Origin of the sequence: Chryseobacterium vaccae (genome assembly GCF_009602705.1) — a bacterium.
Lineage (GTDB): Bacteria > Bacteroidota > Bacteroidia > Flavobacteriales > Weeksellaceae > Chryseobacterium > Chryseobacterium vaccae.
This window is the reverse complement of record NZ_VSWH01000001.1, coordinates 3682012-3705647: the sequence shown is the minus strand read 5'-3', so window position 1 is coordinate 3705647 and position 23636 is coordinate 3682012. Positions and strand designations below refer to the sequence as shown.

The following is a 23636-nucleotide window of genomic DNA, read 5'->3' as shown; positions in this document are numbered from 1 at the left end:
AAAACTATTTTTTATCAAAAAAAACGTCATTCTATCCATTTATTCATGTCCGATGATTGCCTTTAGAAGACTATTCACTTCATCCACATTTTTTACTTTTTCTTTTCTCATCATCAACTGATTACCTTCCTTTCCGATTTTTTCTTTCAGCTGAGCTTCAGTCGGATTCTGAGTTAAATAGTTGATGATATGCCTGAAGCGGTCGGTCTGATAAAATTTATCCTGAGGATTACCTGGAAAATATCCCAGGAACACCCCGTTTTTCATCACGATTTTATCAAATCCTATATCTGCTGCAAGCCATTTCAGGGAGACACTTTTTAATAAATTTACCGCCTCTTTGGGAAGCGGACCGAAACGATCAATCAATTCAAGTTCAAACTTGTGAAGTTCTTTTTCACTGTTGATCTCTGCAATTTTCTGATAAAGCAGCAGCCTCTCCTCTGTATTAGAAATATAAAAGTCAGGTAACATTAATTCAAGATCAGTATCGATATTAACATCCTTTACAGACTTGAAGAGCTTCTGACGGTCTTCCTCATTTTCAAATAAGTTTTCAAAATCGGCATCGTCTTTCAACTCCTCCAGCGCTTCCTGCATTAGTTTCTGATAGGTTTCAAAGCCCATCTCATTGATAAAGCCGCTCTGCTCTGCTCCCAGAAGATCTCCGGCTCCCCGGATTTCCAGGTCTTTCATCGCGATCTGAAAGCCACTCCCTAAATCAGAAAACTGTTCAATCGCTTCAAGACGTTTACGGGCATCAGAAGTGATCATATCATAAGGAGGGGTGATCAGATAGCAGAAAGCCTTCCTGTTGCTTCGTCCTACTCTTCCTCTCATCTGGTGAAGATCGGCCATTCCGAAACGCTGGGCATCATTAATAAATATAGTATTGGCATTCGGAACATCCACTCCACTTTCAACAATGGTAGTAGAAACAAGAACATCATATTTTCCATCCATAAAGTCAAGGACATTTTTTTCCAGCTGTTTTCCTTCCATCTGGCCGTGCCCTGTGATTACCCTTGCATCCGGAACCAATCTTTGGATAAGTCCTGCAATATCTTTAAGATTCTCAATCCTGTTGTTGATAAAATACACCTGCCCGTCTCTCTGAAGTTCATAAGAAACAGCATCCCGGAGCGTCTCTTCATTGAAACCGATCAAATGGGTATCAACGGGCTGTCTGTTGGGCGGTGGTGTCTTAATTACAGAAAGGTCTCTTGCTGCCATCAGGGAAAATTGCAGCGTTCTGGGAATTGGAGTTGCTGTCAGTGTAAGCGTATCTACATTACTTTTAAGAGTTTTTAGCTTATCTTTTACAGAAACACCGAATTTATGCTCTTCATCAATAATCAGAAGTCCAAGGTCTTTAAATTTCACAGAATTGCTTGCCAGCTGATGGGTCCCGATGATGATATCTACTTTTCCGTTTTTCAGATCTTCAAGTGTTTCAGATTTCTGCTTAGCAGTTCTGAAACGGTTTACATATGCAACATTCACAGGAAAATCTTTCAGTCTTTCTTTAAAACTCCTGTAATGCTGAAACGCCAGAATAGTGGTAGGAACCAGCACAGCAACCTGTTTTCCATCTGTTGCTGCTTTAAATGCTGCACGCATGGCAACTTCCGTTTTTCCGAAACCTACATCGCCACATACCAAACGATCCATCACGGTATCTGCCTCCATATCTTTTTTCACATCAATGGTAGCTTTTTCCTGATCAGGTGTATCTTCATAAATAAAGCTTGCTTCCAGCTCGTTCTGCAGATAGGAATCCGGAGTATATGCAAATCCTTTTGCTGTTTTCCGCTGTGCATATAATTTGATAAGGTCGAAAGCAATCTGTTTTACTTTCGCTTTTGTTTTCTGTTTCAAAGATTTCCAGGTTGGCGAACCAAGCTTGCTTAGGGTAATCTCTTTTCCCTCCGGACCATTATATTTCGAAATCTTATGCAGCGAGTGGATGCTCACATACAACAGGTCTCCATTTTTATACGTCAGTTTGAAACATTCCTGAATCTTTCCGTCATTATTCACTTTTACCAGTCCCATGAACTTTCCGATACCATGATCAATATGAGCAATATAATCTCCGATTTTCAATGACATCAGGTCTTTCAATGTAAGCTGCTCAGATTTGGCAAAAGTATTTTTTGCTTTATACCGCTGATATCTGTCAAAAATCTGGTGATCCGTATATACCAATAATTTATGTCCGCTGTCTACAAAACCTTCATGCAGTTCAGATTTAAAACTTTTAAAAGGGAGTTCGTGTTCCAGTTCTTCAAAAATAGACTCAAGCCTTTCTTTTTGTTTTTCTGTGGAAAACGAGATCCATGTATCGAAACCTGCATTTTGCTTTTCTTCAAGATCTTCAATAAGCAGTTCAAAATTTTTATGGAAAGACGGCTGCGGAAGCTGTTCCATTTTAATTTCTGTGAGATCTCTGAGGCCTTCCATCGAAATCCCAGCAAAATCAACCGTTGTAAATTTTTTATAATCAAATAAAAACTCCTGATCTGAAATAAACAGTTCCTGAGGTCTTCTATGAGCAATATCTTTATTCAGCGCTTCATATTTCTCAAGAGATTTTTCATAAAATGTTTTGATTTTCTGCATTCCGGTCGCTCCATTCCGGGAAATGATAAAACTCCCTTCCGGCAGAAGCTGCAGTAATGAAACCCTTGTTCCTGTCACCGAAAAATTCATATTCGAAACCAGCTGGAACTCTTTTACTTTTTCTACTGAAAGCTGGGTTTCTATATCAAATGTTTTAATACTTTCCACTTCATTTCCAAAGAAAGTAATACGGTAAGGCTTTTCGTGGGAATAAGAAAATACATCTACAATTCCCCCTCTTACTGAGAACTCTCCGGGCTCGGAAACGAAATCAGCCTGCTGAAAATGATAATGTGTAAGAAGCTCATCTACAAAATCAAAGTCCAGCTGATCTCCTGTTTTTATATGATGAGAAATGGCTTTAAAGTCTTCTTTTTTAAGAACTTTCTCCGATAAAGCTCCCGCATAGGCAACAATCACTTTGGGAGATCTCCCTGAATTGATCTTATTTAAAACCTCTGTTCTCAAAACAAGATTGGCATTCTGCGTTTTCTCAACCTGATAAGGTTCCATATGGGTTGCCGGAAAATACAAAACTTTATCTTTCCCCAGCAGATCTTCCATTTCAGTATTCGCATACAGGGCATCTTCCTTATCATCAACCAGATAAAGGATATTTTTTTTTCGTGTGAGGAAAAGCTCGGCAGTAAAAATAGAAGCTGAAGAACCAGCATTTCCCTTCACGGAAATATGCTGGCTCCCTTCCAGCTGATCAAAGATCTCTTTGCCAAATTCTTTCTGAAGCAGATCGGGAAGAAATTTTTCGTTGATAGGTTTTAGCTGCATAAATAGTAATTGTATAAACGACAAAAGCGATTTCGGAAGTTCTCCGAAACCGTGTCTGAGCGGCAAAGATACGTATATTTTTCTCTTTTTTAAGAATTCGGGTTTTGTATAAAAATTAACAAAACTTTAAAACAGATACCCAAATCTTAATTTTTTACCAATTCATTTAATTATACGTTAAAAAAATATTGTTTTTAACCCCATGGCATAAAGTTTGGAAATTTTCCTTTAACAAACTTTTAAAGAAATAGTATTATGAAAAAAGCAATTAGAATTTTAGGAATTTGTATGCTGGTATTTTTTACAGCGTTATCTTTTTCATCGTGCAGCAGAGATGATGACCCTGTAAATAATGACTTTTTTGCGGGAACCTATAAAGGCAGTGTTTCCTATAATGACGGATCTACCAACATTAATACAGACAACGGAAGTGTATTTGTGACCAAGATCGCCAGCGGTACAAAGTATAATTTTGCATTCTCTAACAGCATCCCCGATTTGAACGGAATAGAATTTGAGCAGCAAGGAGACCATACTCTGGTTATGATAGGATCTAATGCAACATCTTACATCAGAATTGATAATAATGAGCTAAAGATCTTATACATAAAAGATGGTAAAACCTGGACTGCCAACTGTACACGATAAACCAACAATTCATACTTACATCAGAGCCTGTTTAAAATAAACAGGCTCATTTTATGCCTTATATCAACGTTTTAATTTTTTTTTAAGCAGTAATAAACTTTAGTTAAGTTTAAAAACATCCGTTTTTCCAGCCCGTTTTTTGATTATCTTTACTTAAGAAAACAAACAATAAAACCCTATGAAAAAATTATTAACTGCAATGTCTTTGGTACTAGGCCTAGGGCTTGCAACTGCCCAACAGACTGCTCCTGCTTCCGGCACAGCCCCTCATCAGACTACAAAAACAGTAAAAGCTCCTGAAGCCAAAACAGCAAAACCGGCAGCCAAAATGAAAAAAGACGGTACACCGGACAAAAGATATAAGGAGAACAAAAAGCTAAAAAAAGACGGCACTCCTGACAAGAGATATAAAGAGAACAAATAAACTCAACATATAGTTGTTATTTTCATAATCAAATTTCGAAGAACCGGTGAAGTTATTCACTGGTTTTTTTTGTAACTCATAGTCTAAAGCTTCAAAAAATATGCTCAATCTGACAAATCTACGAGCGAAAATTTTTTAATACCAATGTTTTCTTCAATTCTAAACAGGATTTAAATAGAAAGAATGGCCGATATATAAGAAGATTGAAAATATATTTCACACAAGGATATTTATGTCCTGTATAAATAAGATAAACGAAACGGTATTATTTATTTTATGCTCATTTACCATCATTAAAAATCCCTAAACTTTTACACCTGAGCAAAGAAAATGGCTTAAGATTCTATACTTATTTATAAATTTGAAGCATGTTAAACTTCATCAAGAAAAATGCAGCACTGATCTGGGCAAAAAAACATGTCCGGAAAACTGAAGAATTCAAGAAAAATGCTGAACAAAACCAGGAAGCCCTGCTTCTCTCTCTTGTTAAAACTGCCCAGAAAACGCTTTTCGGGCGGGAGCATGATTTTGAGAATATCCATTCGGTACAGGAGTTTCAGAAAAGAGTTCCTGTTGCAGATTATGAAGATTTAAAACCCTATATTGAAAGAGTAAAAAGAGGGCAGGCCAATATTCTATGGACAGAAACCCCTGAATATTTTGCCAAAACATCGGGAACAACTTCGGGGTCAAAATACATTCCTATTTCCAAAGAAGGAATGCCTTTTCAGATCGCAGGTGCACAGAGTGCTCTTTTCCATTACATTGCTCAAAAGAATAACGCAGATTTCGTTAAAGGAAAAATGATCTTCCTCCAGGGTAGCCCGGAGCTGGAAGAAGTTTTCGGAATAAAAACAGGACGTCTTTCCGGCATTGTTGCCCACCACATTCCCGGTTACCTTCAAAAGAACCGTCTTCCAAGCTGGGAAACCAATATCATGGAAGACTGGGAAGCCAAGGTCGACAAAATTATCGAAGAAACAGAGAAGGAAGATATGACCCTTATCTCGGGTATTCCACCATGGCTGATCATGTATTTTGAAAAACTGACTGAAAAATATGGTAAAAAGATCAAACAGCTTTTCCCGAATCTGCAGCTTATCGTAACGGGAGGCGTTAATTACGAGCCTTACAGAGATAAAATGGAAGATCTGCTGGGTGGAAAAGTAGATACCGTACAGACCTTCCCCGCATCTGAAGGTTTTTTTGCCTTCCAGGATGATTATACGAAGGAAGGACTACTTCTTTTAACCAACCACGGAATTTTTTACGAATTTATTCCGTTAGAAGAATACGGAAAGCCCGGAGCACGACGCCTGTCATTAAAAGAGGTTGAACTTCATAAAGATTATGCTCTTATCCTGACTACCAATTCAGGTCTTTGGGCCTATTCCATCGGGGATGTAGTGAGATTTATCTGCAAAGATCCTTATAGAATTCTGGTAAGCGGCAGAACCAAACATTTCACTTCCGCTTTCGGAGAACATGTTATTGCTTTTGAGGTAGAAGAAGCAATGAAAGCCGCTTTGGAGAAGTTCCCGGCGCAGATCACAGAATTCCATCTTGCACCGCAGGTGAATCCCAATGAAGGGCTTCCTTATCATGAGTGGCTGATAGAATTTGAAAAGGAACCTGAAAATATGAATCTTTTCCGAAACGAACTTGATGATCAGCTACGTAAACGCAATATTTACTATGACGATCTGATTACCGGAAATATCCTGCAGAAACTTCATATCACAAAACTGAGGAAAAACGCTTTCCATGAATATGCTAAATCCCAAGGAAAATTGGGTGGGCAGAATAAAATCCCGAGGCTGGCCAATGACAGAAAAATTGCAGATCAGTTAGAACTTCATAAATTTTAAAGATATTTTTTTAATTCCAAAAACGTATATTGGAAAAAAATTATAAATTTGAAAAACTAAAAAATAATAATGAGAGCATCTGTACTTTTAAAATCAGCTTTATTAACCTCTTTATTTGTTATCTCCTCATGTGCTACGACAAAGTACAGTGATGATATTTCAAAAAATAACTATTCTAATCTGGAAGCCGGAAGAATGTATATCGTTACCATGAAAGACGGTTCTCCGAAACAGAAAATGCTCTTTAGAAATGTAGACGGAAATAACCTCATCGGGACTGCCGGTAAGAAAGACAGTACAGAAGTAATCATTCCAAAATCTAATGTAGCTGCGGTGAAAGATAGATCTAAAGCCAGAGTAACAGCGGGTGCTACGGTAATTGGTGCTGCAGGTGTTGCCGCCATCGTGATCAGTTCACTGAGAGCAGACTAAAATAGATTTTATCTTTCAGAACTTATTTGATTTATCATTTAAAAAACAAATATACAAACAGCCTTAAATAAATATTTAGGGCTATTTTTGTGCATGATTTCTTTTACCCCGTTAAAAACATTAGAAAATATTGAATTCAGGAATCTTCTTACGGGAAGATTTTTTATTGTTTTAGCCTTCAGGATGCTTGCTACTTTATTGGGATGGTGGGTATATCAGCTGACAAAAGACCCGTTTTCAATTGGGCTGATAGGACTTTCGGAGGTGATTCCTGCGGTAAGCTGTGCGTTATATGCAGGCCATGTCATTGATATGAATGAAAAAAAGAGATTATTACTGATCTGTAACTATGCTTATATTTTCCTGATCGGACTGCTGCTGATTCCTGCATTCTTCAGGATGGAAATGCATTTTGACGGGCATCAGACTACCTATTTTATATACGGAGTTATCTTTTTTACGGGTATTGCGCGGGCATTTATAGGACCTATTGTTCCTTCTATGATTCCTAAGATTGTAAAAAAAGAAAATCTCCCGAATGCTGTTACGCTTAATCAGGCTACATTTCTTATCTCTTCGGTATGCGGACATGCTGCAGGCGGGCTTCTGATTGGGTATTTCGGAGTAAAATGGACATTGGTAGTCATTCTTTCTCTGATATTTATTGCGTCGCTTTTCTTTTGGCAGCTGAATAAACAGTATTCGGAATATAAAAAAGAAACGGTAAATGTTGTTGACAGTATGCGTGAAGGGATTTCCTATATTTTTAAAACGAAAGAAATTTTAGGGGCGTTATGTCTTGATATGTTTGCTGTCCTTTTTGGCGGCGCTGTCGCCATGATTCCTGTTTTTGCCACAGACATACTGGATGCCGGAGCGGAAGGTTTCGGATTATTGAATGCGGCATCTGATATTGGCTCCATGTGTATCATCACTATTCTCTCGATTGTTCCGTTACGTAAAAACCAGGGAAAAATTCTTTTGGCAGTTGTTACCGGATTTGGGCTTTGCATTATTGGTTTCGGGCTTTCTAAACTGTATTGGCTTTCCTTTATATTTTTAGTGATGAGCGGAATGCTTGACGGCATTTCTGTTGTCATCCGTGGGACCATTGTACAACTTAAGACACCGGACCATATCCGGGGAAGAGTTCTGAGTGTCAATTCAATTTTTATTATGTCCAGCAATGAAATGGGTCAGTTTGAAAGCGGGCTGATGGCTAAGCTGATGGGGGTTGTACGGTCTGTTGTATTCGGGGGAAGCATGACTGTTCTGATTGCTCTACTTGTAGGAAGCACCAATCCGAAGCTGAGAAAAATGCAGTATTAATTTTTCTGACAAAATTTTTTTTTAATCAGAACAAAATTCAGAGACAATTCCCCTTTTACTTTTTCTTCTAACGTAAATACAATTCATCTACGGTTATTAAATCTTGCTATACTTTAATAAAAAGATAAAATTTGTATTACTGTAATTCATTGATAATTAAAAAAAGATTAAAATACTAAACAATTGATAATCAACAGGTGTTTTTTAAGTATATTTGATCAGGAAATATTCATTTTAATGAAAATACTATAGCAAAACGGCCTGCCCTTTTTTGTTATTTAAACCATTCGTTCAACTTTCAGGAGTGGTATTATTCATTTCTTATGGGATTACCAGGGCTATAGTTAATTCACACTAGTTTAATAAGCATCACCTTATAAAATTAAGATAAAAACATTCTGAATTTCCAGAATCATCTGTTATAAATTAATAGTTTGAGATTCAGAAACATACAATAGTTGGCCAGACTATTCGAAAATAAATCCTGTAAAAACAGGCTGCCATTAACTAAAACCTATATGAATTAACATTTTTAAATAATCAGATATGAAAAAAACTCTACTCTTTTTAATTTTATTTTTACCCATGCTCTTTTTCGCTCAGCAAGACTGCATTACAGCGATGTCGGTTTGTGGTAATTCCAATATTTCCTATATTCCCAGCGGACCCGGAGTTCAGGAATTACCTGACGGGAGCTGCGGAATTTATGAGGAAAGGTACTCTGTTTGGTATAAATTCACTATTGCAACAGCAGGAACTCTGACTTTCGTGATCACTCCTTTACAAACCGGGGCTACAGATTACGACTTTTATGTATGGGGCCCGAACGTAACCTGTGCCAATAAAGGAAATAGTATAAGATGTAATACTCTATATACATCGGGTGCTACAGGACTTAATATGACTACAACCTTTCCTTTTGCTGGTGCCGGCACAGGAAATACAAGTGATTGGGTAAGGTACATGGATGTACTACCTGGAGAAACCTATTACCTTCTGGTAAATAATTACAGTGCCAACACAAACGGATTTTCCCTTACATGGGGAGGAACCGCTACCCTGGCTTCACCTTTCAATGATCCGGCAATTACCCCTCATCCATTTGTACCTCCGGGAGTTCCGGCGGCCAATCCAGCCAACCCGTCAGAAGTAGTTATTTGTACGGACCCTGCCATTTTTGATTTTTCCACTTTAACATCAGGAATCGTAAATGGTAATGCCAATTTCGTTGTTACCTATCACACCAGCCAGAACGAAGCTCTTTCCGGAAACAATCCCATTCTGACCCCTCAAACGGTGAACACTACCGGAGTATACTATTACAGTGTTCATTATGAAGATCCTACCAATCCGAACAACCCGATAAATTCCTGCCGACAGACAGGGAAATTCAAATTCAAACAGGGGAATATAGTTGCTACAGATGCTACTTTGACGATGTGTAACAACAACGGCGCGGGAACAGCGGTTTTTAATCTGACAACCGCTAACGTATATAATGATCCAAACGGTACAGCGGTAAAAAAATATTATCCAACCATGGCTGATCTGAATGCAGGAACTAATGAGATCACCAATCCGTATGCTTACCTTTCATCAACAAATGTGATTTATGTACTGGTAACCACTCCGCAGGGATGTACTGCAACAGCCAAAATCAACTTAAATCTTTATGCTGTAGTTGCCGTAAATGATACAAGTCTCAGATCCTGCTTTATAGAATCTAATCCCGCAACCGCTTCATTTAACCTTACCAATGCAACAGTAACTTCTGTACTCGGCGCTACAAAAAGATATTTCCCGTCATTTACTGATGCTGAAAATGCAACCAATGAAATTCTGAATCCACTTACATACATTGCTCCAAGCGGCGTAATATATATAAGAGTAACCGACACCCGAGGCTGTTATTCAATTGCTAAAGTGACGTTAACGGTTATTGCGCCAGTAAAGTCAAATATTCTGGAAGATAAAATTATCTGTATTGAAGATAAAACTACTCTGGATGCAGGACCTGGGTTTGCCAGTTATGAGTGGAGCACAGGAGCGACTACACAGTCCATCAGCAATGTGGGAGTAGGAACGTACTGGGTAAAACTGAATACAGGAGGATGTATTACCACACAGACTGCAAAAGTTTATGCTTCCGACCAGCCGGTAGTGTCTAATATTGATATCAGCAGCAATACCATCACAGTGAACGTGATCGGAGGAACTCCAGCCTACAAATATTCTATGGATAACATCAACTGGCAGGATTCCAATATATTTACCAACTTATCCAGAGGCGATCACAAAATCTATGTAAAAGATGCTTATGATTGCGATCCTGTTGAAATAGGCGTAGTAGTCCCCAACCTTGTGAATGTAATTACGCCAAACGGAGACGGCGTAAATGACGTGATCGATTATTCTGCCATGGCGGGTAAACAAAATCTCATATTCAGTATCTTTGACCGATATGGGACAAAAATTCATCAAGCTGATAAAAACAATGGCTATAAATGGGATGGAACCGTAACCGGCAAAAAAGTTCCTACAGGTACATACTGGTACTCCGTGACCTGGAATGAGAATGATAAAAAGAACACTTCGTTTAAATTCTCAGGATGGGTAATGGTGAAAAACAGAGAGTAACCTAATTTTAACCAATACCAGATTTTATAAACGAAAAGACCGCTTCATATGAAGCGGTCTTTTCGTTTTAGCTTATTTTCATCAAGGTGATACAGTACTATTTCAACTTTAAAAGGATCAATTCCAACACGTTTTATCCATTACACAATAATTTATCTAAAAAATTGTTTTCATCTTTATAAAAAAGGATGAGAATAATAAAAACGAAAATTTCCACACACCAATCCCAAGTTAGTAATATTAAAATATAAACCCACAATACGCTTATTTTATTAAATATATCACAAATTCTTTAATTTAATTTTAATAATTTTCTATATTTGCTTAATAAAAAATTCCCCTTTATGAATAAACTTTTATTAATTTTAGGCTTTCTCATGGCTGGCTCCTGGGCATCTGCCCAAGTGTTTTCAGATCAGGCTTTACAACAGTCTGTTTTGAAGCTTAACGATGCCAGTTCAGAAAATGACTATGACACGCTTTTCAAAATATTTTCAGAAACTAACACCTCTGAAAAGTGGCAGGCTAATTATTATGCTGCTGCAACCATGTATCTGAAGACCAACTTCCTTCTGTCAAATTCTCCTAACAAAAACCTTAGCGAATCTAACGAACTGGCGAATAAACTGGCAACTCAGGCTCTTGCGTCTGAAAAGAACAATGGCGAGATTAATACCCTTTTAGGTCTCATTCATTTTCAGAAATTCAGAATAAAGACCTCTACAGATCCTCAAAAGGAACTAAAAACGGTTACAGGATATATGAAAAAAGCAGAAACGGTTTTGAAAAACAATCCAAGGCTTACGTTCTTAAAAGCAGAGCTTGCTGAAAGATCAGGCAACAAAACCGAAGCTATTAAATTGCTTCAAAAAGCAACAGCAGAATTCAATACTTCAAACTCTTCTACCGGCAGTCCAAACTGGGGCAAACAGCTAGTTGGAGCAAATTAATAATAAGATGATTGTAAGAACGCAAAAAGCTGAACTCTTGCTGTTTTCGGATTCAACACCGACAGGATTTCAAGATATACAATATATCTATAATTTTTCTTTAAAAACAGTAATAAAAAGCAACGTTCTTTTCAAAATTCAACAGTTTTAAATATTTGTTTTTTTAAATCCCCCCTTATGAAAAAAGCATTACTTGTTTTCTTAATTATATTTTCGCATATCCTATATGCACAGTCAGACTGTACCTCTGCAATGGCAGTCTGTGGAAACTCCAATATTTCCTACACCCCAAGCGGCCACGGAGACATTGAAGAAGAACTGGGAGGATGTCTGTCTGTAGATGAAACATTTTCTGTATGGTATTCTTTTACTGTAGAGACAGGCGGAACCCTTACCTTTGAAATTGTCCCTAATAATCAGGGCGACGATTATGATTTCGGGGTATATGGTCCTAATAGGCCGTGTGGTAATTTAGGAGGTCCTATCCGTTGTTCATATTCAGGAACCCCTGGAAATACCGGCCTTAGTATGACTGCAACCGATACTACAGAAGGTGCGGGCGGAGACAAATGGGTTAAATACCTTGATGTACTTCCCGGACAGACTTATTATATCGTAATTAACAATCACAGGGAAACTGCTAACGGATTCCAATTATCATGGGGAGGAACAGCTACTCTATCTTCTCCGTTTACAGATCCTGCTGTGCAGCCTTATCCATTCAATCCACCAGGAATTCCGGCTGCAAATCCAGCAGATCCAAGAGAAGTAATTGTTTGTACCAATCCGGCGATTTTTGACTTTTCAACGTTATCAACAGGTATACTTAATGGTAATCCTAACTTCAGAATTACTTATCATACAAGCCAGAATGACGCCCTGATCGAAAGCAATGCAATTACCACTCCTATTACAATTAATACTACAGGTATTTACTATTACAGTATTAGCTATACTGATCCTACGAATCCGGACAACCCAATCAACAAATGCAGGCAGACCGGTAAGTTTAAATTTAAGGATGGAAGCATTGTTGCTACCGATGCCACACTTACTCAGTGTAACAATAATAATGCGGGTACTGCAACGTTTGATCTGACCTCAGCCAATGTATTTGGAGATCCAACAGCAACTAAGAAATACTACCCTACTATGTTCGACCTGAATGCAGGTACTAACGAAATTACAGGTAGCTCTCTGTATCAGTTTGTTTCTGCGGAAGGAAAAATTTTCGTAAAAGTAACTTCTCAATTCGGATGTATTGATGTTGCAGAGATCACCCTTAAATTCCACCCGGTAGTTACTGTAACTGATGCTTTTTTAAGAACATGTTTCCTTGAAAGTAATCCTTCTCTTGGAGAATTCAATCTTACCAACGCAACAGTAACCACTGTACTCGGCGCTACGAAAAAATATTACCCTTCACTTACAGATGCAATAGATGGTACTAATGAGATTTTAGCTCCGCTTACTTACACAGCACCAAGCGGTGTAGTATTTGTAAAAGTATTCAACAACCAGGGTTGTTATGCCATTGCTAAAGTGACCTTAACGGTTATTGCACCGGTAAAATCTAATGTTCTCGAAGATAAAATTATCTGTATTGAAGATAAAACTACTCTGGATGCAGGACCTGGGTTTGCCAGCTATGAATGGAGCACAGGAGCGACTACACAATCCATCAGCAACGTGGGAGTAGGAACTTACTGGGTAAAACTGAATACAGGAGGATGTATCACTCTGCAAAAGGTAAAAGTATATGCTTCTGAACAGCCGGTGATATCTAATGTTGATATCAGCAGCAATACCATCACAGTGAACGTGATCGGAGGAACTCCGGCCTACAAATATTCTATGGATAACATCAACTGGCAGGACTCTAATGTATTTACCAACTTATCCAGAGGCGATCACAAAATCTATGTAAAAGATGCTTATGATTGTGACCCTCTTGAAATAGGTGTAGTAGTTCCTAACCTTGTGAATGTAATCACACCAAACGGAGACGGCGTAAATGATGTGATCGATTATTCTGCTATGGCGGGTAAACAAAACCTTATATTCAGTATCTTTGACAGATACGGAACAAAAATCCACCAGGCTGATAAAACCAACGGATACAAATGGGACGGAACCGTAGGAGGTTTAAAAATCCCAACCGGAACTTACTGGTACTCTGTAACCTGGAATGAAAACGACAAAAAGAATACTTCGTTTAAATTCTCAGGATGGGTAATGGTAAAAAACAGAGAATAATTCTTTAATAAAACATAAAAAACCGCTCTACGGGGCGGTTTTTTCAACATAAATGCTGAATCAAATTATTTGTTTAACTTGTTTCATTAAAAAATCGTTTAAAAATGAAAAAAACACTACTTCTTTTTATCCTATTTCTATCGCAGGTATTTTACTCGCAGTCCGACTGCGTCACTGCAATTCCGGTCTGTGGGAACTCGAATATCTCGTATGACCCTAAAGGACCAGGGGTTGTTGTAGACATACCAAAACCACCGAATGTTCCTGCCAACCTTTGCCTAAAAGATGGTGAGCACTTTTCCGTATGGTATTCGTTTACGATAGGACAATCCGGTACTCTTACATTTGAAATCACCCCAAATGTTGACCCGAACGGACCTCATAATGATGCCAACAGTGCAGATTACGACTGGGCTGTATGGGGACCAAGCCCTGTCTGCGGAAGTATCGAGAGTTTAGGATCTCCTATTCGTTGTAACTACGCACCCAGAACAGGAGACTGGCCTTATCCTACAGGATTGGCATCCCCTGCACCTAACGGTAGTTACGAAGCTCCAATGAATGTAGTAGCCGGCCAGACTTATGTATTACTGGTAGACAACTTCAGTCATAATACTTTAGGGTTCTCATTAACTTGGGGAGGAACAGCTACTTTAGCATCACCTTTCAACCACCCGACACTTTCTCCTAATCCATTCCTTCCTCCGGGAGGAGCGGGGCCAACCCCTACTTCTCCTCGTGAAGTGCCAATCTGCTCACTTCCGTCTTTATATGATTTTACTACTCTTAGTAATAATATTGTCAATGGTAATGAACATTTCTCTGTAACGTACCACCGTAATAACAACGATGCTCTTACAGGTGATGCCCCTATCGAAACTCCTATTACTGTAAATGGAACATCTACTTATTTCTACAGAGTAAAGTATACTGACCCTGATGATCCAAACAATGCACTGAACAAATGTTTCATTACAGGAAGCTTTAAATTTAAAGAAGTTAAAATTACCGGCAGGGACGCAACCGTTTTAGGTTGTAATAACAAGGAAGAAGGCACAGCAAAATTCGATCTGACTACCGCAGACATATTCACAGGTACGGTTACGAAGAAGTACTACCCTACCATGGCTGACCTGAACGCAGATACGAATGAGATCACTGACCCGGCTAACTATGTTTCCAATGAAAAAATAGTATATGCAAAATTAATTTCTGTGCATGGATGTACAGCTATAGCCGCTATCAGACTATCATTCTATCCGGTTGTGAAGCTTAAAGATGCTGTTATTGAAGAATGTTATCTTGAAAATAATACTACATCATCTGTATTCAATCTTACCCTTGCAAATGTTGGTGCACTTGATGCAGATATTAAAAAATATTACAAAACGTTAGAGGACGCCGTTGAAGAAACAAATGCTATTCAAAATCCTGAAAATCACATGACTGAAAGTACAGTAGTTTATGTAAGGGTAACGAATGCCACTCAATGTTACTCAATTGCTAAAATCACACTTACAGTACTTCCTCCGGTAAAATCTACCGTATTGAAAGACAAAACAATTTGTGCTGAAGCCAAAACAACATTGGATGCAGGACCTGGATTTGACGGATACGAATGGAGCACTGGTGAAAAGACACAGTCCATCAGCAATGTAGGAATAGGAGTACACTGGGTAAAACTGAAAACCGGAAAATGTTTCACTCTTCAGATGGTAACGGTACGTGCTTCTCAGCAGCCTGTTATCTCTAGTGTGGAAATCACTAACAATACAATCAAAGTAAATGTTACCGGAGGAACAGCACCGTATAAATATTCAATAGACGGTTTAACATGGCAGGATTCTGATACATTTACAGGACTTCCGAGAGGGGAAAATGAAGTATATGTAAAAGACTCATACAACTGTAACCCGATCCATATCACCATTACAGTACCTAACCTGATTAATGCAATTACTCCGAACGGAGATAAAGTAAATGACGAGATTGATTACTCCGCATTATCTTACAAAAAGAATCTGATCTTCATTGTTTATGACAGATACGGAAACAAATTGCATGAAGCAGACAAATTTAAAGGCTACAAATGGGACGGAACGGCATTTGGCAAAAGAATCCCTACAGGAACCTACTGGTACACCATATCATGGAACGAAAATGATAAAAACAGCACTGAAATTAAATATTCAGGCTGGATACTGTTAAAAAATAAAGATTAAACAACTTTAAAATATCCGGAAAATCACCTCAGCAATGGGGTGATTTTTTTATCCACAAACCTTATCTTCTGTTAACAGCCTGTTCCGAAAGATTGTGAACAATTTGTTAAATACTCACTTTAAATTATTTTTTAAATAAACTATCTTTGCACCATGGCGCAGAAAGAAACATTATCATCCCTTACCCACGGAAACTTTGCAAAAGAACTGTCAATTGCGGATGGGAAAATGCCTCCTAATGCAGTAGACTTCGAAAGACTGGTAATCGGAACTTTTTTAATTGACAAAAAAGGTCTGGACCACTCTATTGACCTTCTTACTCCGGAAGTTTTTTACGACCCAAGACATCAGATTATCTTTTCTTCGATATTAAAGCTTTACGAAGGCAATCACCCTGTAGACTTAATGACCATTATCCAGGACCTGAAAAAAACAGATAAGCTCATTCAGGCGGGGGGTGATCATTATATCATTGATCTCACTATGGGAGTAAGTTCATCCGCCCATATTGAATACCATGTACGTGTTATTCTTGAAAAATATATTTTAAGAAGTCTCATCAATGTTTCAGCTAATGTGATTGACTCTTCCTATAAAGAATCTACCGATGTATTTGAACTTCTAGACAAAGCTGAACAGTCATTCTTTGAAATCACCAACGGAACCATCAAAAAAGGTTTTGACACCGCCAACTCATTGGTAAAACAAGCTATTGACACCATCAAATCTCTGAAAGACAAACAAGGGCTTTCGGGAGTTCCGTCCGGATTCAGGGATGTAGATAAAGAAACGGGGGGCTGGCAAAATTCCGACCTTATTATTATTGCCGCACGTCCGGCGATGGGTAAAACGGCCTTTCTTCTTTCCATGGCAAGGAATATCGCCGTAGGACATAAAATCCCTATGGCATTATTCTCTCTGGAGATGGCATCCGTACAGCTTATCACCAGAATGATCGCATCAGAGACCAGAATCTCATCTGAAAAACTGAGAAAAGGAACTCTTGATGATGAAGAATGGCAGAGACTATTTTCCAATGTATCTGAACTGGAAAACGCACCACTGTATATTGATGAAACCCCTTCCCTATCTATATTTGACTTCCGTGCCAAATGCCGAAGACTGGTTATGCAGCATGGCGTAAGACTGATCATGGTGGATTACCTTCAGCTGATGACGGCCGGCAGCGGCGGGAAAGGCGTAGGAAACCGTGAACAGGAAATCTCTATGATCTCCCGTTCATTAAAAGCCATCGCAAAAGAATTAAATGTCCCGGTAATTGCACTTTCCCAGCTTTCACGAAGCGTGGAAACACGCCCTGGAAAAAGACCTCAGCTTTCCGATCTAAGGGAATCCGGAGCGATTGAACAGGATGCGGATATCGTATCATTTATTTTCAGACCTGAATATTACAAGATTACGGTATGGGATAATGACGAAGAAGGACAGGAAACCTCTACTGAAAATCAGGCTGAGCTGATCATCGCAAAACACAGAAACGGTGCAACTGCAGATGTAAGATTGTCCTTCCTGAAACATTTTGCAAAATTCGGAGATATTGAAGCAGCTCTTGACGGGGGTGCAGGAGGATATCCGTCTAATTTCGGATCTAATGAACCTAGTGGATTTGACAAGATAAAAACCACTATTCAGCCTGGAGCAGCATTTGATCTTCCGGATAGTTCAAAACTTTCAGGATCATCCATGAATGATTTTGATGATGATGATGATTTCCCTTTCTAATTTTTTAGCCTTGTAAAGTACTTGAAAATCGAAATATACACTGACGGAGCCTGTAGCGGAAATCCCGGAAAAGGAGGATATGGCATTCTCATGCGTGTGCCTGAAAAAAATTATCAGAAAACTTTTTCCAAAGGTTTCAGAAAAACCACCAACAACAGAATGGAGCTTCTTGCTGTGATTACCGCCTTGGAAAAACTGAAATCAACAGAAAATGATATCCATGTTTATACAGACAGTAAATATGTTGCCGATGCCATCAATCAGAATTGGCTTTCCGGATGGATTAAAAGAGGCTGGAAAAATGTAAAAAATCCGGATCTCTGGAAAAGATTTGCAGAACTCTATAAAATTCATACCCCAAAAATGCACTGGATAAAAGGGCACGCAGGGCATTTTGAGAATGAATTATGTGATAAACTGGCCGTGGCGGCCGCGGCTTCTGCAGATTTAGAAGTTGACAATTATTTTGAAGGGCTGGAAAACAATACACTTTTTTGATTTAATTTTTATCAATTCTAAAATTGAATTGAAAACATTCACTATTTCATCTAAGCTTTAACTATATTTTGAATATTTTATATCATTATAAGTAAAATTAACATTATATTTATTAATCAGGATTTAATATATTTACACATCTAATAAAAATAAATCTGATTCAATGAATAAAAATTTATTGTCTTATATTTTTCTCCTGTTATGTTTTTTACCAGGAGCTCTATTTTCTCAAACCTATCAACTTGCTGGAAATCCGGTAAATACAACAGGATGGACCATGGTTTCACCCACCCAGGTTAATGGCGATTTTATACAACTGACACCGGATACCAATAGCCAATCCGGATCGATCAGGCTGAACGATCCTATCAATCTGAAATACTGTGACAAATGGAGAGTAGAATTTGATTTCAGAATGGATTCTAACCAGACAGCCAATGGAGACGGAATTGCTTTTTGGTATTTAGCAAACCCCCCGGCTACAAGTGTACAAGGTGCCGGTATTGGAGTTTCTCAAAATGCAGTTGGTTTTATTGTAGGGTTTGACAGTTATAATAATACAACCGCTGCAACAATGAGCAAAGTACATGTTGCTTACGGGCAGGTTGTTAACACAAACGACACGAATAATGTAGAATTTTTCAATGTTCCGGGAAGCTCTTTTCATTCACCGGATCTGAATTCAACCCAGCCTTTTCAGGGTACCACATTCAAACACGTTGAAGTAACGGCTCAGGTAGATCCGGCAGCTCCAGCTAACTGGATTGTACAGATAAAAATTGATAATAATGTAATCTGCAACCAGTCTTTTACTCCTTCAGGTGCTGCTGCCGCAATGACTATAGGATATTTTGGTTTTTCAGCATCTACAGGAGGTGCAAGATCCAGACATTCCATTAAAAATGTAAAAATCTATACAGATAAAGTTCCTATTCTTCAGCCTACTGCTACACAGTCTTTCTGCCCGAATCCAAGTACCGGATACGGATCTGTAAACTTAACGACTTTCAACTCTCAGTTTGTCAGTAATCCATCAGCGTATACCTTCACCTATTTACAGGGATCAACACCGATAACCAATCCAACAAACTTTCAGTTCAACGCCAACACAACCGTTACTGTTATTGTAAAAGACAACGCCGGAGTATTGTGTGATAACCCGGATGGAAAGATTCAGCTGGTACTTGCACCATTCACTGCTAACGACAGAATCCTTACCGCCTGTAATAACAATAAATCAGGAAAGGCAATTTTCAATCTTGAATCCGCCAACGTAACTGGTGTTCCGGGTGTTAGCAAAAAATATTACAGAACCCTCAATGACTTAAATGCCGGGACAAACGAAATTACGAATCCTTCCAGCTATCTGTCTCCCGCCGGATCAGTATATGTAAAAGTAACAACTCCTCTGGGATGTACAGGAACAGCTAAAATCGATCTTACATTCTACCCGGATACACCTGTAAAAGAAGCCACTCTGGAGTCCTGCTTCATAGAAACCAATGTTACGAATGGAATATTTGATCTTACTTCTGCTGATGTAACTTCATTAACAGATCCGCCAAAAAAATATTATACAAGTATCGCAGATGCTCTGGCTGGTACCAACGAGATCATGAATCCCAATCTGTATATGTCCGCAAGCACCGCTGTATTTGTAAAGATAACAGATACCAATGGATGTTTTGCCATTGCAAAAATCAACCTTGTTGTACTTCCTCCGGTGAGATCCTCAGTTTTAAAAGATAAAATCATCTGTGTGGATGCCAGAACCAATCTTGATGCCGGCCCAGGCTTCGATGGCTATGAATGGAGTACAGGAGCAAAAACCTCTTCTATCCAAGGAGTGGGTGTTGGCCAGTATTGGGTAAGGTTAAAAACAGGTGACTGTATCACCACCCAATTAGTTAAGGTCATTGCTTCTGCTAATCCTGTTATTACCAGTATAGAGATCAGCAATACAACCGTTATAGTGAATGTATCAGGAGGTACTCCTCCCTACAGATATTCTCTGGATGGCCTCAACTGGCAGGATTCAAATACTTTCACAGGACTGCACAGAGGAGAAGCTAAAGTACATGTAAAAGATTTCTATAACTGTGAACCTGTAGCGATACAGATCACCGTTCCAAATCTGATCAATGCCATCACTCCTAACGGGGACAACATCAACGACGTAATTGACTACTCTATACTTGCTTACAAGAAGAATCTGGTGTTCACCGTATATGACAGATACGGCAATAAACTATATGAAGCCGATAAAATGAGAAACTTCACATGGGATGGAACAGCATCAGGAAAAAAGATCCTTACAGGAACTTACTGGTACAGCATCTCATGGAATGAAAATGACAAGAACAATACCGCTACAAAATATTCTGGCTGGATATTGGTAAAAAACAGAGAATAATTGTCCCGTATAAAAATCACTCCTCCCCTGGAGTGATTTTTTTATAAGCAAAACTAAAAAGTATCTAAGCAAACTAACACAGTCTTATTAATTTAACCGTAGTTCGGGTTAAGGAAGTTTAAATATAAAAGGTTGGAAGATGGAAGAAGGAGGTTGGAAGTCACTTTTGACTATAAATACTGAAAACCTCTGTAAAATCAAATTAGCTAAAAAAGATGGCAATCTATTATTGATGACCTTCAGAACCTCCCTCTTCCATCCCCAGCTTCCAAGCTCTATAAATCAAAAATTCTCATCCCGACTCACGTTAATTTATTTATCCATTTCTCATAGATACATTAAATTAATTAACAAATTGACAATTTATATTATGTAATTGACAATTATACATTACATATCACGAACCAAAATAAATATATTTACAAGTACAACCCAAAACTAATCCACTTCATGAAAAGAAAACTACTCTTTTATTATTTAACCATTTTATTAGGCTTCTCAGGGCAAACGTTTTCTCAAACCTACCAGCTTACAGGCAATCCTGTAAATACTACCGGGTGGGATCTTGTATCAAACGCAGCAGTCAGTGGTGATTTTATAAGACTTACCACAGATAACACCAGCCTGTATGGAGCCATAAAATTAGCCACTCCCATTACATTGAGCTATTGTGACAAATGGAAAGTGGAATTCGACTTTAGAATTGACGGAAACGGAACCACCCAATTCGGAAGAGGTGACGGTTTCACCTTCTGGTATCTTGCCAATCCCCCTACAGGATTCGTTTCAGGAGGAGGTTTGGGAGTTCCCGGAAATGCATCAGGGCTAATGGTTGGTTTTGATATTTTCAACAATACCACAGAAGGCCAGATGAGCAAAGTACATCTTTTGTATGGAACGAATGATACCGCCGGAAACAATATCGAATTTAACAACACTCCCGGAAGTACATTTCACTCTCCAGATCTGAATCCTACCCAGCCATTTGTTGGACCAGATTTTAGACACGTAGAAGTAAACGGCGAAACAGATCTTATCAACCCTGACAGATGGATTATTAAGATTAAAATCAACGGCGTACAGATTGTTGATCAATCTTTTGCTCCGTCAGGAGGAGCAGTGGGAATGTCTCAGGGATATTTTGGATTCTCGGCAGCCACCGGAGGTGCAAGTGCCAGACATTCCATTAAAAATGTAAAAGTTTATGTAGATAAAGTTCCTATTCTTAACAATACGGTAACTCCTTTTGTCTGCACCAATCCTGCTACAGGAAACGGCATTGTAGACCTTACTTCTTATAATGCCCAGTTTGTTAATAATCCTGGCAATTATGTTTTCACCTATTATGTATTGGGAAGCTCTACTCCTATTTCCAATCCTACCAGCTTCCAATATTCTGGAAATACAACAATCAAAGTGGTGATCAAAGATCCCAGCTCTACCCTGTGTGACAACGGAGATGGCGTCATACAACTGAATCCAACTCCATTTGCAGCAGACAATGCTACCTTAACAGGATGTAATAACAACAATGCGGGAACCGCAACATTTGATCTTACCTCCGCAGCAGTCACCAACATTCCGGGATGTATTAAAGAGTTTTACAATACAATGCATGATCTGAATGCAGGGATCAATCAAATTCCCAACCCTACCGCTTATGCTTCCGGAGCTGCAACCATATTCGTAAAGGTAACTACCCCCCAAGGATGCGTAAGTACATCAAAAATAACATTAAACCTTCATCCAATAGTAACAGTAACGGATGCTCCTTTAAGATCATGTTTCCTTGAAGCCAATCCTTCACTGGGAACATTCAACCTGAGTAATGCTACGGTAACCACAGTAACAGGAGCTACTAAAAAATACTATCCTTCTCTGACAGATGCCATTGACGGAACCAATGAAATTTTAAACTTCCTTGCTTATACGGCTCCAAGCGGTGTCATCTATGTAAAAGTTTTCAATACACAGGGCTGCTATTCTATTGCAAAGGTCACTCTGACAGTTATTGCTCCGGTAAAATCCAATGTTTTAGAAGATAAGATTATCTGTATTGAAGATAAGACAACGCTGGATGCAGGACCAGGATTCAGTAGCTATGAATGGAGCACAGGAGCAACCACACCGTCTATCAGCAATGTAGGCGTTGGAACATATTGGGTAAAACTGAATACAGGAGGTTGTATTACTACACAAACAGTAAAAGTTTATGCTTCCGAACAGCCAGTAGTAACCAGTATTGACATTTCAGGAAGTACAGTGACCGTTTTCACCAATGGCGGAACTCCTCCGTACCAATATTCAATGGACAATGTACATTGGCAGGAGTCCAATATCTTCACCAATGTGGCCAGAGGAGAAACCAAAATATACGTTAAAGACAGCTATGATTGTGATCCTATTATCGTCAATATTACCGTACCTAATCTTATCAATGTAATTACTCCAAACGGAGACGGTGTAAATGATGCTATTGACTATTCTGCACTGGCAGGAAAGCTCAATCTGGAAATAGGAATATTTGACAGATACGGATACAAACTTTTCCTTGCAGACAAATCCAACAAGTACAGATGGGACGGAACCACCAATGGAAGCAAAAAAGTCCCTACCGGAAATTACTGGTATTCTGTAACATGGAATGAAAATAACAAAAACAGAACCCCAATAAAATTCTCAGGATGGATCATGGTAAAGAATAGAGAATAATTCATCATTATCAGTTTTAATATTTGAAATCACTTCGGAAACGGAGTGATTTTTTTATTTGATTTTAAACACGCTTTATTCGCATTCAATTCTTAA

14 protein-coding genes are annotated in these 23636 nt (G+C 38.6%); 13 read left to right on the top strand and 1 reads right to left on the bottom strand.

From position 1 onward, the window contains the following. Positions 1 to 39: 39 nt before the first annotated feature. Positions 40 to 3408: a transcription-repair coupling factor gene (gene mfd, locus FW768_RS16870; protein WP_153399954.1), complete on the bottom strand. Its 3369-nt coding sequence runs from the start codon at positions 3406 to 3408 to the stop codon at positions 40 to 42. Between the two features lie 255 nt (positions 3409 to 3663). Here mfd and FW768_RS16865 point away from each other — a divergent pair, with 255 nt between their 5' ends. The 13 genes from FW768_RS16865 to FW768_RS16805 all read left to right on the top strand — a co-directional run bounded on the left by FW768_RS16865 (position 3664) and on the right by FW768_RS16805 (position 23540). Beyond that, positions 3664 to 4056 (top strand): hypothetical protein, encoded by a 393-nt coding sequence (locus FW768_RS16865; RefSeq protein WP_153397404.1) that lies wholly within the window; start codon positions 3664 to 3666, stop codon positions 4054 to 4056. A 178-nt stretch (positions 4057 to 4234) separates the two neighbouring features. Continuing rightward, positions 4235 to 4480, top strand: coding sequence for a hypothetical protein (locus tag FW768_RS16860; protein ID WP_082377044.1), 246 nt, complete (start codon positions 4235 to 4237; stop codon positions 4478 to 4480). 368 nt (positions 4481 to 4848) lie between these two features. Continuing rightward, the gene (locus FW768_RS16855) at positions 4849 to 6348 is read left to right on the top strand and encodes a GH3 auxin-responsive promoter family protein (protein WP_153397402.1); all 1500 of its coding nucleotides are present in this window, start codon (positions 4849 to 4851) and stop codon (positions 6346 to 6348) included. Between the two features lie 69 nt (positions 6349 to 6417). Beyond that, positions 6418 to 6780 carry a hypothetical protein gene (locus FW768_RS16850; protein WP_153397400.1) on the top strand — a complete coding sequence of 121 codons (363 nt, stop codon included), beginning with the start codon at positions 6418 to 6420 and terminating at the stop codon, positions 6778 to 6780. A gap of 93 nt (positions 6781 to 6873) precedes the next feature. Continuing rightward, the gene (locus tag FW768_RS16845) at positions 6874 to 8109 is read left to right on the top strand and encodes an MFS transporter (protein WP_153397398.1); all 1236 of its coding nucleotides are present in this window, start codon (positions 6874 to 6876) and stop codon (positions 8107 to 8109) included. Positions 8110 to 8655: 546 nt separating this feature from the next. After that, positions 8656 to 10746 carry a T9SS type B sorting domain-containing protein gene (locus FW768_RS16840; protein WP_153397396.1) on the top strand — a complete coding sequence of 697 codons (2091 nt, stop codon included), beginning with the start codon at positions 8656 to 8658 and terminating at the stop codon, positions 10744 to 10746. A gap of 344 nt (positions 10747 to 11090) precedes the next feature. After that, a complete protein-coding gene (locus FW768_RS16835; protein WP_153397394.1) occupies positions 11091 to 11696 on the top strand; it encodes a tetratricopeptide repeat protein in 606 nt (201 codons plus the stop codon). A 177-nt stretch (positions 11697 to 11873) separates the two neighbouring features. Continuing rightward, positions 11874 to 13952: a T9SS type B sorting domain-containing protein gene (locus FW768_RS16830; RefSeq protein ID WP_153397392.1), complete on the top strand. Its 2079-nt coding sequence runs from the start codon at positions 11874 to 11876 to the stop codon at positions 13950 to 13952. Between the two features lie 104 nt (positions 13953 to 14056). Further along, complete coding sequence (locus FW768_RS16825) at positions 14057 to 16174, top strand: T9SS type B sorting domain-containing protein (RefSeq protein ID WP_153397390.1); 2118 nt, start codon at positions 14057 to 14059, stop codon at positions 16172 to 16174. Positions 16175 to 16327: 153 nt separating this feature from the next. Further along, positions 16328 to 17917: a replicative DNA helicase gene (gene dnaB / locus FW768_RS16820; protein ID WP_153397388.1), complete on the top strand. Its 1590-nt coding sequence runs from the start codon at positions 16328 to 16330 to the stop codon at positions 17915 to 17917. Positions 17918 to 17938: 21 nt separating this feature from the next. After that, a complete protein-coding gene (rnhA, locus tag FW768_RS16815; RefSeq protein WP_153397386.1) occupies positions 17939 to 18415 on the top strand; it encodes a ribonuclease HI in 477 nt (158 codons plus the stop codon). A gap of 163 nt (positions 18416 to 18578) precedes the next feature. Then, positions 18579 to 20828, top strand: a complete 2250-nt coding sequence (locus FW768_RS16810) for a T9SS type B sorting domain-containing protein (protein WP_153397385.1) — start codon at positions 18579 to 18581, stop codon at positions 20826 to 20828. Positions 20829 to 21278: 450 nt separating this feature from the next. Then, positions 21279 to 23540 carry a T9SS type B sorting domain-containing protein gene (locus FW768_RS16805; RefSeq protein ID WP_153397383.1) on the top strand — a complete coding sequence of 754 codons (2262 nt, stop codon included), beginning with the start codon at positions 21279 to 21281 and terminating at the stop codon, positions 23538 to 23540. Positions 23541 to 23636 lie beyond the last annotated feature (96 nt).

Bases quoted from the DNA above. Each gene is read 5' to 3' on its own strand.
- mfd (WP_153399954.1), bottom strand. From the start codon at position 3,408: ATGCAGCTAAAACCTATCAACGAAAAATTTCTTCCCGATCTGCTTCAG.
- FW768_RS16865 (WP_153397404.1), top strand. From the start codon at position 3,664: ATGAAAAAAGCAATTAGAATTTTAGGAATTTGTATGCTGGTATTTTTT.
- FW768_RS16860 (WP_082377044.1), top strand. From the start codon at position 4,235: ATGAAAAAATTATTAACTGCAATGTCTTTGGTACTAGGCCTAGGGCTT.
- FW768_RS16855 (WP_153397402.1), top strand. From the start codon at position 4,849: ATGTTAAACTTCATCAAGAAAAATGCAGCACTGATCTGGGCAAAAAAA.
- FW768_RS16850 (WP_153397400.1), top strand. From the start codon at position 6,418: ATGAGAGCATCTGTACTTTTAAAATCAGCTTTATTAACCTCTTTATTT.
- FW768_RS16845 (WP_153397398.1), top strand. From the start codon at position 6,874: ATGATTTCTTTTACCCCGTTAAAAACATTAGAAAATATTGAATTCAGG.
- FW768_RS16840 (WP_153397396.1), top strand. From the start codon at position 8,656: ATGAAAAAAACTCTACTCTTTTTAATTTTATTTTTACCCATGCTCTTT.
- FW768_RS16835 (WP_153397394.1), top strand. From the start codon at position 11,091: ATGAATAAACTTTTATTAATTTTAGGCTTTCTCATGGCTGGCTCCTGG.
- FW768_RS16830 (WP_153397392.1), top strand. From the start codon at position 11,874: ATGAAAAAAGCATTACTTGTTTTCTTAATTATATTTTCGCATATCCTA.
- FW768_RS16825 (WP_153397390.1), top strand. From the start codon at position 14,057: ATGAAAAAAACACTACTTCTTTTTATCCTATTTCTATCGCAGGTATTT.
- dnaB (WP_153397388.1), top strand. From the start codon at position 16,328: ATGGCGCAGAAAGAAACATTATCATCCCTTACCCACGGAAACTTTGCA.
- FW768_RS16810 (WP_153397385.1), top strand. From the start codon at position 18,579: ATGAATAAAAATTTATTGTCTTATATTTTTCTCCTGTTATGTTTTTTA.
- FW768_RS16805 (WP_153397383.1), top strand. From the start codon at position 21,279: ATGAAAAGAAAACTACTCTTTTATTATTTAACCATTTTATTAGGCTTC.